The organism is Pseudarthrobacter sp. MDT1-22, assembly GCF_054511035.1.
Map to the genome: position 1 here is coordinate 22,927 of NZ_JBTNDK010000031.1, position 11,900 is coordinate 34,826.

The 11,900-nt window shown below is 64.2% G+C and carries 9 protein-coding genes and 1 pseudogene; 3 read left to right on the plus strand and 7 right to left on the minus strand.

The genetic code is table 11. From position 1 onward, the window contains the following. The first annotated feature begins 624 nt into the window (after window positions 1–624). Window positions 625–3,138 (plus strand): ATP-dependent Clp protease ATP-binding subunit, encoded by a 2,514-nt coding sequence (locus tag ACX80M_RS18260; RefSeq protein ID WP_459310118.1) that lies wholly within the window; start codon window positions 625–627, stop codon window positions 3,136–3,138. Window positions 3,139–3,567: 429 nt separating this feature from the next. On the opposite strand, the gene ACX80M_RS18265 is transcribed toward ACX80M_RS18260, so the two are convergent. From ACX80M_RS18265 to ACX80M_RS18285, 5 genes and pseudogenes are all read right to left on the minus strand, one after another. Then, on the minus strand, window positions 3,568–4,119 hold the full coding sequence (locus ACX80M_RS18265) for a flavin reductase family protein (protein WP_252573739.1): 552 nt from the start codon (window positions 4,117–4,119) through the stop codon (window positions 3,568–3,570). A 321-nt stretch (window positions 4,120–4,440) separates the two neighbouring features. Next, window positions 4,441–4,560 (minus strand): annotated as a pseudogene (locus ACX80M_RS18270) (mycothiol transferase); the annotation flags it as partial. A gap of 97 nt (window positions 4,561–4,657) precedes the next feature. Beyond that, window positions 4,658–5,074, minus strand: a complete 417-nt coding sequence (locus ACX80M_RS18275; RefSeq protein WP_252608718.1) for an ester cyclase — start codon at window positions 5,072–5,074, stop codon at window positions 4,658–4,660. A 44-nt stretch (window positions 5,075–5,118) separates the two neighbouring features. After that, window positions 5,119–5,970, minus strand: coding sequence for a DUF2182 domain-containing protein (locus ACX80M_RS18280; protein ID WP_252608721.1), 852 nt, complete (start codon window positions 5,968–5,970; stop codon window positions 5,119–5,121). A 13-nt stretch (window positions 5,971–5,983) separates the two neighbouring features. Further along, entirely contained in the window at window positions 5,984–6,601 is a 618-nt protein-coding gene (locus ACX80M_RS18285; RefSeq protein WP_252563703.1) for a DUF1326 domain-containing protein, read from the minus strand. Between the two features lie 323 nt (window positions 6,602–6,924). Here ACX80M_RS18285 and ACX80M_RS18290 point away from each other — a divergent pair, with 323 nt between their 5' ends. Then, window positions 6,925–8,619 carry a PAS domain-containing sensor histidine kinase gene (locus tag ACX80M_RS18290; RefSeq protein WP_252608739.1) on the plus strand — a complete coding sequence of 565 codons (1,695 nt, stop codon included), beginning with the start codon at window positions 6,925–6,927 and terminating at the stop codon, window positions 8,617–8,619. A gap of 48 nt (window positions 8,620–8,667) precedes the next feature. Here the strand turns inward: ACX80M_RS18290 and ACX80M_RS18295 are convergent, their stop codons facing one another. Both ACX80M_RS18295 and ACX80M_RS18300 read right to left on the minus strand, forming a co-directional pair. Next, window positions 8,668–8,889 carry a hypothetical protein gene (locus tag ACX80M_RS18295; protein ID WP_252599286.1) on the minus strand — a complete coding sequence of 74 codons (222 nt, stop codon included), beginning with the start codon at window positions 8,887–8,889 and terminating at the stop codon, window positions 8,668–8,670. Between the two features lie 57 nt (window positions 8,890–8,946). Next, on the minus strand, window positions 8,947–10,020 hold the full coding sequence (locus ACX80M_RS18300; RefSeq protein ID WP_252608908.1) for a methyltransferase: 1,074 nt from the start codon (window positions 10,018–10,020) through the stop codon (window positions 8,947–8,949). Between the two features lie 382 nt (window positions 10,021–10,402). Between ACX80M_RS18300 and ACX80M_RS18305 the strand changes: the two genes are divergently transcribed. Beyond that, on the plus strand, window positions 10,403–11,839 hold the full coding sequence (locus ACX80M_RS18305; RefSeq protein WP_459310119.1) for a serine hydrolase domain-containing protein: 1,437 nt from the start codon (window positions 10,403–10,405) through the stop codon (window positions 11,837–11,839). Window positions 11,840–11,900 lie beyond the last annotated feature (61 nt).

The following is an 11,900-nucleotide window of genomic DNA, read 5'->3' on the forward strand; positions in this document are numbered from 1 at the left end:
CGTCAGCATAGATTTGCTGTCGTTCCATGAAACTTACTACTTCCGCGAAGTCGAGAAGAGGGTTCCCTGCCGGCTACCGTTGCCTACGCCTACCAGTTGGCGTCTGAGGCCAAGCTCAGTGAAAACCCGGAACTACGGTTTGCCGGACGGATACTTCATGCAGCGCTGGACGATCTCGCAGAGGTACTCCGCGGCAAGTTCGGCCATCCAGAAACGACGTCGTCGGAGGTGTTTGACAGCTACGCCCTGCACCACAGACACCGACAGCCACGGGAACTTGACACCAAATAGTCTCCCAGCCTTTGAGAGGGGGACTACGATTTCCCATTCCGGCGTCTCAACCTGCGTAACTTCGGTCTAGTTGTTCCGCTAACGTACGCGGAAGCTACTCAGCAGTTGAGACGGGAGGTCTGTGGCTACAAAGGCATCCCATCAAGCACCTCAGCAGTCGGAAGGTCGCGAGTTCATCAAGTCACCAGTTGATGCGCCAGGACAACTAATGCTGCGAAAAAGAGGACACGTACCGCTGAAGTCACAAATACCTTGCCTCTCGGCGAAGTCCCCCCCATGAGGGCCCGCGGCGACGTAGGATCAAGATAGGCGGCAGCCAGGAGTGTGGCGAAAATGTTTGAGCGATTTACGGACCGTGCCCGTCGCGTAGTTGTGCTTGCCCAAGAAGAGGCACGCATGCTGAACCACAATTACATTGGTACCGAACACATCCTCTTGGGTCTGATCCATGAAGGTGAAGGCGTTGCCGCCAAAGCTCTTGAGTCCATGGGCATTTCGCTCGACGGCGTGCGCGAACAGGTGCAGGAGATCATCGGCCAGGGCCAGCAGGCCCCATCCGGCCACATCCCCTTTACCCCGCGGGCCAAGAAGGTGCTGGAGCTGGCTCTGCGCGAGGCCCTGCAGCTGGGGCACAACTACATCGGCACGGAGCATATCCTGCTGGGCCTCGTCCGTGAGGGTGAGGGTGTGGCCGCCCAGGTGCTGGTCAAGCTGGGCGCAGACCTCAACCGCGTCCGCCAGCAGGTTATCCAGCTGCTCTCGGGCTACCAGGGCAAGGAGACCATGGGCGCAGGCGAGGGCCAGGGCCAGGGCCCGGGCCCCGGCCAGCCCGAGGGCACTCCCGCCGGTTCCGTGGTCCTGGACCAGTTCGGCCGCAACCTCACCCAGGCTGCGCGCGAGAACAAGCTGGACCCGGTGATCGGACGCGAGTCCGAGATGGAACGCGTTATGCAGGTCCTGTCGCGCCGCACCAAGAACAACCCTGTCCTGATCGGTGAGCCCGGCGTCGGCAAGACCGCCGTCGTCGAAGGCCTCGCCCAGGCGATTGTCCGCGGCGACGTCCCGGAAACCATCAAGGACAAGCAGCTGTACACCCTGGACCTCGGTTCACTCGTGGCCGGCTCCCGGTACCGCGGTGACTTCGAAGAGCGCCTGAAGAAGGTCCTGAAGGAAATCCGCACCCGCGGCGACATCATCCTCTTCATCGACGAAATCCACACGCTTGTGGGTGCCGGTGCGGCCGAGGGTGCGATCGATGCGGCTTCGATCCTGAAGCCGTTGCTGGCCCGCGGCGAGCTGCAGACCATCGGTGCCACCACCTTGGATGAGTACCGCAAGCACATCGAGAAGGATGCCGCGCTTGAGCGCCGCTTCCAGCCGATCCAGATCAAGGAACCCTCCGTGGCCGACGCGATCGAGATCCTCAAGGGCCTCCGCGACCGCTACGAGGCGCACCACCGGGTCACCATCACCGACGGCGCGCTGGTCGCAGCGGCGAATCTCTCGGAGCGTTACATCTCGGACCGCTTCCTGCCGGACAAGGCGATCGACCTGATCGATGAGGCCGGTGCCCGGTTGCGCATCCGCCGGATGACCGCCCCGCCGGAGCTCAAGGCGATGGATGAGCGGATCGCCGCCGTGAAGCTGGAGAAGGAGTCCGCGTTGGATGCGGAGGACTACGAGGGTGCCGCTTCGCTCCGCGACCAGGAGCAGAAGCTCGTCGAGGTGCGCAGAGAGAAGGAGCGCCACTGGAAGACCGGCGGCATGGACGACATCTCCGAAGTTGATGAGGAACTCATCGCCGAGGTGCTGGCGAACTCCACCGGCATCCCGGTCTTCAAGCTGACCGAGGAGGAATCCAGCCGTCTGCTGAGGATGGAAGACGAGCTGCACCAGCGCGTGGTGGGCCAGGAGGAGGCGGTTAGGTCGATTTCGCGGGCTATCCGCCGTACCCGTGCAGGCCTGAAGGACCCGAAGCGTCCGGGCGGCTCGTTCATCTTCGCCGGCCCCACGGGCGTCGGCAAGACCGAGCTCGCCAAGGCCCTGGCTGAGTTCCTGTTCGGCGAGGAAGACGCCCTCATCACGCTGGACATGTCCGAGTACTCCGAGAAGCACGCGGTTTCGCGGCTCTTCGGTGCCCCTCCTGGCTACGTCGGCTACGACGAGGGCGGCCAGCTGACCGAAAAGGTCCGGCGCCGTCCGTTCTCCGTGGTCCTGTTCGACGAGGTGGAGAAGGCACACGCTGACCTGTTCAACTCACTCCTGCAGATCCTGGAAGACGGCCGCCTGACCGATAGCCATGGCCGGGTGGTGGACTTCAAGAACACCGTGATCATCATGACCACAAACCTGGGCACCCGGGACATCTCCAAGAGCGTGGCCACCGGCTTCCAGTCCGGCACAGACACGCAGACCGGCTACAACCGGATGCGCGCCCGTGTGACGGAAGAGCTCAAGCAGCACTTCCGTCCGGAGTTCCTGAACCGTGTGGATGACGTTGTGGTGTTCCCGCAGCTCACCCAGGACGAGATCATCGAGATCGTGGACATGTTCGTTGGCCGCCTGGAGAAGCGCCTCAAGGACAAGGACATGGGCATCGAGCTCACCACCGCGGCCAAGGTGCTCCTGGCGACCCGCGGGTACGACCCGGCCATGGGTGCCCGGCCGCTGCGCCGCACCATCCAGCGCGAGATCGAGGACCAGCTCTCCGAGAAGATCCTGTTCGGCGAGCTCCACGCCGGCGACATCGTTGTAGTGGACGTGGACGGCGAAGGCGACGACGCCAAGTTCACGTTCGCAGGAAACACGAAACCCCGGATCCCTGACGCACTGCCAGCCGCGAGCTAACCACGAAAACGACGTCTGACCACCGTCGAGGCGGGCTGAAGTCCGGTGTGTCTCACTCGCTGCCCTGCAGGCGAAGGATTCCATGACGCCCTGAGGATCCAGCCGGGGTGCTTCAGCCGGTCGTTGCCGGTGGCATCGCCTGCTGCTTCTTTGCCTTGCCGTGAAGTTTCCCGGCAGCGTTATGGATCTTCTCACCCAAACCCATGGTGGGTCTCCTTAGTTTGCCGCCCCGTCGACGTGAATGCCGCAAGAGGCCGACAAATAATTGTTGGTACAGACCCGCCATAAGAGGCAGAACTGGACCCATCCGGCACTTGAGGTGCCGCTGTGCCTCCGGCAATGGTGGGTTTTGATTCAGGTCGGGGTGCCGTGTGCGGGCAGGTGGTAACCCGGGAGATCAGCGGTCTTCGCCGCCTTTGTGGGTAACTTCTAGGGCGCCAGCCGGTGGTAGGCAGAAGCAAAATGTATGAGGGGGTCCGGTACTTCCGCCGCTGGAGCGTCACTACCCATCGCAAGTACCTCTCCGACGATGAGCAGATGCGTTGCCGCAGGATGGATTGCAACCGTTCGCAGCTCGAAGTACGCGATCGATCCATCGAGGATCACCGATCCGGTGGCCGGGCCGCGGCGGTAGGGAACCTGGGCCAGCAGGCCCTCAACGGGGGTCCCTTGACTGGCCAGCCAATCCGCTGCGCCTTGATGCTTGCTGCGCAACAGACTCAACGCCCACGTACCCCTCGTGGCAATTGCTTCGCCAATGCGTGAGCCCGCGTAGAGGCTGACAAGCATCGTAGGCGGATCATAGGAGACGGAGAGAAAAGCAGTCACTGTTGCTGCGTAGTCGCGCTTGTGCAGCAATGTAGAAACCACGGCGACGCCGGCTGAGATGTCAGCGCTGAGCACGCGGTACAGATCGATGTCCGCTTCGGAAGGATGTTCGTCGCCAAGGCGATGCGCGTCCAACGTCCCTGGAATCTCCATAAGCACATCGTTTCACGCAGTGAACACATCAGGGCCGATCGTGACGAAGCCTTAGTGGTCGTTGTGGCTGTAAAGGACGGCCGACACCTGATGCTGACGCGTAGCTTCGGCCGGGACGAAACCGGATGGCCCGTTCTCGGGCCCATGTTTGGTAGGCCTTTCGTGGCGGCTGAGTGACTGTTGGTAGCTGACGCGCTGCAACTACGCGGACCTGCAGTTATTGGGGAATGTTCAACATCTTCACCATGACTTCATCTCCCCGGTGCGCCGTCCGTCTGGCCCACGACGGCGGATCTCACACCAGCAGCTCGGCAGTATCAGTCAGGGGTTCAGGCCCTTGGCGTACGCGGCCTGCCCCACGTGCTGGAGGCAATCGGCAATAGTGCTGACCAGCCGCACCCCGAGAGTGACCGGCGGGTCCCAGCGGGTGTCGACGATGCGGACACTGCCGCACAAAGGGGCCTCCCGCCGTCGGCTAGGACGACGGCGGAAGGCCCTTCGAGGGTTGGCCCGATTGCGGACGCCCGTCAGATGAGCCCTAGGTAGGGATGGCACCGAGCTGCTGCATGAGGCTCAGGTTGTCCGTGGTTCCCCAATGCTCAGCCACCTTGCCGTCCTCGACGCGAATAATGTCGGTGGTGCCGAATTCGACGCTTTTGCCGGTTGCTGCCATGCCGGCCATCTCGCCACGATGAGTGCCCGTGAGAATTACGTGGCACGCCTCCATGTTTCCGTCAGCCAATGACGCTTCCATTGACTTGACTTTAATATCGGGGAACGCCGTCCGGATCGCGTTCACGAAGTACCGGACGCCGTCCTTGCCGGGAGGTTGCCCTGGAAGAGCCTCTTCGTGATCGATGTAGTCATCCGTCGCCAACTCGTCAATGAGGGACAGAATTCCGCCCTCGATTATCTCCTTGTAAAACCGCTGGATCAGTCCAGTCCCGTCAGACATTTCCGACTCCTCTAGTACATGAGACCATTCAAGAACCCCCCGTTTTACATCCCCATCCCGACCAACGCCGCTGGCGTGAGGGCAACTCCGAGCGCAATCACGGCCAGTGCCACCGCAACCGAGCGGTTGGCGAGCCGCTTCCACGGGAGCATCTTCTCTCCTGCAATGAAGGCCCCAATCAGCGCCATCCAGCCGATGCTCATCACACCGAGCGCAAACAGCGCCACCATCAGCGCCCAGCAGCATGCGACGCACCACGCCCCGTGCTCAACTCCCATGCGCAGCGCGCCACGGTATCCGGGGCGCATGCGGTGCAGGATGAAGTCCATGGGTGTCCGGCATTTCATCAGGCTGACGTTCTTGGCGGGCGTGAGCTGATAGGCCGCCGCCGCCATAATCACCCCGGCCGCCAGGTACCGGCCGCCTTGATCCGCGGCGAAGAGCCCGGGAGCCAGCGACGCTACTGACATGTAGAGCGAATACGCCACGACGCCGAAGACCGTCCACGTGATCAGGTATCCGGCCACGAAAACGGCGGTGGATCCTGCCGGAGCATACCGCGCCATCTTGCGTCGGTGGCTCTGAATCCGGCCATATGCGACCACCATGGGTGCCACGGACGGGAACATCATGGCCGCCAGCATCACCACCCACGTGGCGACGAAGAATCCCAGCGGCCCCGGCTCAGTCCACCGACCCATGTCCATCCCGCTCAGCTGAGTGGACGTGAAGACCCAACTCGCCGCGGCGAGTATCAGCAGGACCGCGATCAGGCCAGCCTCCCGCGGATCGACCCGGGACGCGGCTGCCGTAGAACCGGCCGCTGTGGCAGGCGAAACGGCGGCGCGCGCAGACGGGCGAACGCCGCCTCTTGTGGACTGCTTCCTGCGCAGCATCAGCTGTCGGCGCTCATGCCCGGCCTTTGGGGGCGTTTTCGGCCATCGCGCTGGCGAACGTGAAGTCCGCGGTCTCACCGTAGACGCCGTCGAAGTCAAGGCCAAAGAGGTCCGAGTGTACCTGCGCTTTGCCGATCCGGAATTCCGGGGCGAACCCGAACATCGCGTTCTTGACGGTGGTGACACCACCGTCGGGTCCCGGCAGGGCCTCGAACGTGTAGCTCACCCGCCCGGCAACCGACGCGGACGGGGTGTCGCCGTCCGAGAATGTGACGCTGGCGCGCTCCACTCCCAGCCATTCTCCGTACAACGCCGCAAAATCCGCGAACGGGCCGCCGGCCTCACCATGAAGGATGCTTTCCAAGGCAGTGGCTTGCGCAGCCGATGCGCCGTCGTCAAGGACGACTCCCACCTTCCAGCCGCCGGCCGAGAGGTTCGACGGGAACCAGTTGCAGAAGGCGAAGGCGATGCCCGACAGATCGGTGTCATCGAGTTTTCCACTCGCGATTTGGAACACAGCCACGCCGCGGCACTCGCCATCCGATCCCGTGGGCGTACCATCCACCGGGCACGGACAAATCAGCTGGCAATTGCAGTTGGCGACATACTTTCCGGTCATTTCCCAAGACATTTAGAACTCCTTGCTGGCACCCTCGCCTAGCAGAAGCGGCCCAGACTCCAGCGCCGAATATACCCAAGGAACGGGACGGAAAGCCCCGTTAAGGCAGACAGTATTCCGACGAAATCTGTGTGTCAATACGCCGAGGAAATAGGGCGCCGAAGGGGTCCCTTGTGGTTGATAAACCAGGGGTGCTGTCGTCGGGTTCAGAAGCACTCACCGCTAATACGGACACAGTCATGCCAGTGGGCCTCTGGTGGCAGTAGGATTCAGAAATCTCCCGGAACTGCAGGCGGCGGAAACAAACGGCTGGACAGATTTGAAAGGAAGCACGAATGGGTAACGCGATGCCGCTCCTTTCGCTCGATAACTACTTCCGGAGCCTGGACCTTAGGGGTCGGATGGTGATATTCCAGTTGCCGCTGTCGGTGACGATGCTGCTGGTCACCGTCCTTGCGGAGGCATTTCGCCCCGGGCTCCTGCAGCCCGGTCCATTCCTGTACAGTCTGGGCGCCCATCTGGTCCTTCTGGCCGCGTGCGCGCTGGTGCCGTGGGGGCGGCTGCCGACCCGCGCCTGGGTAGTCATTCCGGTCCTGGACTGCCTGGCCATCGGGTTCTCCCGCGAAGCGGCGGATCAATACCTCACTGTGCTGGGTTTCCTGCTGGTTTTCCCGGTCGTCTGGCTATCCCTCGGCCGCCACCGTAGCGGGGTTGTGATGGCGGTATCGGCCACGATTCTCAGTGCGGTCCTTCCGCCGCTGATCCTTGGAATGGGCTTCACAGGGCCGTCGTTCATCCGGATCGTACTGCTCCCGGTCATCCTCGGGGTGATCTCCCTCACCGCGCATGTGGTCTCCAATGCTGTCCTGCGTCAGCGGCTGCAGCTGGAAAACCAGGACAAGGAACTGCAGGAACTGCTCGCGGCCAGCGAACAGCGCGAGCGGTTGCTGGGCACCATCATGGATACCGTCAGTGTCGGCGTGTGCGCGGTCGATGAACAGGGCCGGAAAATTCTCATGAACAAGCAGCAAAGCCACTACCTCGCCGGTACCCTCAGCGAAAACCCGCCGGCGCCCGGCAGTGAGGAGGTGCCGGTGTTCGGCGTTGACCGGAGCAGCCCACTGCCGCCGGCCCGGCACCCGCTGCGCCGAGCGGCCAGGGGCGAAGCGTTCACCGACGAATTGATCTGGACCGGCACCGGCACCGGCACCGGTCAACGCGCCTTCTCCGCAACGTCTCGGCTGATCAAGGACGGCACCGGCCGGAGTTCCGGCGCCGTGCTGGCTTTTACCGACGTGACGGCGCTGGTCACAGCCCTTGCAGCCAAGGACCAGTTCGTCGCCAGTGTCTCGCATGAGCTGAGGACTCCCCTGACCTCGATCCTGGGCTACCTCGGCCTGGCCCAGGACGAACACCCCGACCTTCCCGCCGACCTGGCCCAGTATCTGGTCGTGGCCAAACGCAACGCCGAACGGCTGCTGCATCTAGTGACCGACCTGCTCTCAGTCGCCTCGGATACCCTGGCCATCAACCCCCGGCCAGCAGACTTGACCAAAGTGATCCGCCACAGCATCGAATCCGCCACTCCGCATGCCAGTGCCGCGGGCATCAGCCTGCACCTTGAACCGTCCGGACCCGTAACCGGCCGGTTCGATCCGGCCCGCATCGGGCAGGTTATCGATAACCTGCTCTCCAACGCGATCAAATACAGCCCCGACGGCGGGGCCGTCACGGTCCGAGCCCGCCGGGACGGGGACAACATCAGATGCGAGGTCGCCGATACCGGCATCGGGATGACCCAGGAAGAACAGGCCCAGGCCTTCACCCGATTCTTCCGCGCAGCACGCGCACACGCCTCCGCCATTCCCGGTGCAGGCCTGGGACTGCCGATCACCAAAACCATCATCGAAAACCATGGCGGGACGATCGCCCTGGCCAGCAGCCCCGGACGGGGGACCACCGTCACCCTGACACTGCCGGAGGCAGACGGCGGCTCCTTGGATGCCGGCGAAGTACCGGCCATGTCATAGGCCAGCTAACCCAGCCTTGCAGAGCGCGATCCGGGTCAGCCGGAAAACCTACTTCCGCTCCCGCCACAGCAGCGTCACGCCGAACGCGACGGCGCCGAGCACCAGCATGGTGATCACTATGACTCCCCAATTGGCCTGGGTAACGCCGGTCCCGTAGAAGATGCCGATCATCACCGTGGCTGTGATGGCGCCAAGGTAGCGGCTGTTTCCGGATGCCGCCGATCCCCTCGGCGCCCGGCGCTGGAACCTCCCTACCCGATCTTCGACCAAGGAGATCCATAGCCTGCTTCTGTCCGGTGGCTGGCGCACGTGCGGCGAAGCTTGTGACTACCGGGGAACAAGCCGCCACAGGGACGTGACCTCGGCCGTGCGCGCCTCGAACAGAGGATCATCGCGGTCCGATGCCTTAGGATGCGTTGGCTTGGTGTCGAGCCGTTCCACCACCTTCAGCCCAGCCGCGTCGATGGCGGCCAGCAGATCCTCACGGGTCCGCAGGCCAAGGTGCTCGGCTAGGTCGGACAGGACAAGCCAGCCCTCACCGCCCGGCTTCAGATGGTCGGAGAGTTCGTTCAGGAAGCGGAACAGCATCCTGCTGCCGGGGTCGTAGACGGCATTGTCCAGGGTGGAATGCGGCGTGGCTGGAATCCAGGGCGGGTTGCACACAACGAGCGGCGCCCGTCCGGGCGGGAACATGTCGGTCAGGACGGCCTCAGCACGGTCCTGGACACCGAGGTTCCGGAAATTCTCACCGGCGCAGGCGATGGCACGCGGTTCATTGTCCGTCGCTACCACGCGGTGGACGCCGCTGCGCGCGAGGACGGCAGCGAGCACCCCGGTGCCGGTTCCGACGTCGAACGCCAGCGTGTCCGAGGGCAGCGGCGCGGCGGCCACGAGATCCACATACTCACTCCGGGTGGGGAAGAACGTGCCATAGTGCGGGTGGATGCGGCCCTGCAGGGCATCGACGTAGACGCCGTTCCGTCGCCACTCGTGGGCGCCAATTGCCCCGACAAGCTCATGCAGGGACACAACGGAAGATTCGCGGATATCGCCGTACGCTTCAGCGGCGGCCTCCCGGATATCCGGTGCGCGGCGCAGCGGCACCACAGGGCCCGGATCAAGAGGAATCAGCAGCAGGCCGAGAATGCGTGCACGATGCGAGCGGGACTGGCGATGCCGATAGAACTTTTCGGCCGGAGTTCCTGTGATCTTCTTTCCGGCACCTACCCGCCGGTCCATGGCGTTGAGGATCTGCCGCCCGTTGTGGAAGTCGCCGTGCCAGAGCATCGCGATCCCCTGTGACGCCAACCGGTTCGCTTCATCGGCCGTGAGGGAGTCGGAGACCACTTCGACGCGCGTCGGCGCTGGTCTGCCGTTCGCCGAACGCCATCGCGCGGTCATACTGACACCCGCCTCGGCCCAGGTCACGACGGCGGGCTCATCCACCGCAGCTCCGCGCGGGGGCTGGAGGGCCGACGTCGGGATTCCCACGGGAGCTGGCGAGTCAGTAGTGATATAGATCCATTCCAAGAGTCCGGGGGCCGATCGGCGACTGACGATTGCGGCGGTGATTCCACGACGTGGAAGGCGACGGCCCAAGATTCCGGACCGTCATCCGGCCGCGAACCGAGCTTGGTTGATGGCCGCTGGAACCATTCAACCTGCATTGTCAGGATACAGGGGTGCACTTGCCGCAACCGCCGCCCGACTGCATGGATGCATTGTTTTCCACCTGGCCAGGCCATACCGTGAAGGGACGGTCAGCCGAAGTGCAGGTGCGGGCATGCGAGCTATTTCCTGGTCAGCGCCCTGTATCCTCATGTGCTTCCTGACCGTGGGGATCCTCGGCGGCGCCACCACACCGGCACCGGCCCCTGCCGGCCCGCCGGCCACAGGACCCGCGAGCCCCGAGCAGACCTACGACGCGCTGGACACCTTCCTCCGGGAGCAACTGGACATCCTCGGGATTCCGGGCGCCGCCATCGCCGTCGTCCGGGACGGCGTCCAGGTGCACTCCGCCACATTTGGACGCGCCGACGACTCCGGGCGCCCGATGACCGCCCAGACGCCGGTGCTGCTGGCCTCCACCAGCAAGTCCCTCACCGCCATCGCCGTGATGCAGCAGGTGGAGGCCGGCCGGCTGCGGCTGGACGAGCCGGTGCAGACGTACCTGCCTTGGTTCACCCTGAACGACAGCCGCTCGCAAGCCATCACGGTCCGTCACCTGCTCCACCAGGCCAGCGGCATGTCATCCAAGGACACGGCCTTCGAAGCCTCAGACGCGCAGGGCCCGGAGGCTCTCGAAGAAGGGGTCCGCGCCCTGTCGGGCTCCGCGCTGGCCGGTGAACCGGGCGAGGCCTTTCACTACGCCAGCGCCAACTTCAACATCCTGGGCCTCCTGGTGCAGACAGTCTCCGGCCAGCCTTTCGGGGAGTACCTGGAGCAGCACGTCTTCGGACCGCTGGAGATGACGCACACGCATCCCACGCAGGCTGCCGCCCGCGCGGACAAGGCGGCCGCCGGCTACTCGCTGTGGTTCGGCTCCTTCTGGCGCCAGACCGGCGTGCCCGCACCCACCACCGGCATGCCGTCGTCCACCCTGTACGCCTCGGCCGAGGACCTCGGCCACCAGCTGATCGCGCTGCTCGACGGCGGACGGTACGGCAATGCCCGCATCCTCCGGCCCGGGAGCGTGGAGGCGATGTTCGAGCCGGGGGTGCAGGTGGACGGGTCCAAGGGGTACGCCATGGGGTGGTTCACCCGGCCGCTCGTGGAGTCCACCGATCCCGCAGCGCCGCCAGTCCCGGAGGCGGACCTGCCGCTGCTGCTGGAGCATCAGGGCGAATGGGGCAACAGCCACACCTATCTGGCTTTGGTTCAGGAGTCTCGCCTCGGCGTCGCGCTGGTCATCAACGGCAACGACACCGCTGCCCCGTCGCGGCTCAAGGCCATCGACACCAACGTCCTGCGGATCCTGCACGGGCAGTCCCCTGTGCCCGCAGTTGTGTTCGAGGACTGGCTGCAGCGCTACAGCTGGGCGGTGGCCCTGGCCCTGCTCCTCGCTGAGCTGGTGAGCCTGTGGCTGGTGCTGCGGTTTTTGCTCCGGCGGCGTGCCGCGTCCCGGAAGCGCTGGGTGCTTCTGATTTGGGGAGTTGCGGCTCTCGTGCTCGACGGGTTCGCGGCTCTTCAAGGTTCCCGGGGAAATAGGTTCGTGTTGTAGCTAGCAGAGGACTCGTGGTCCTGCTGGGATGAGTGTTACTACGGCATTCAACCTGAACAGG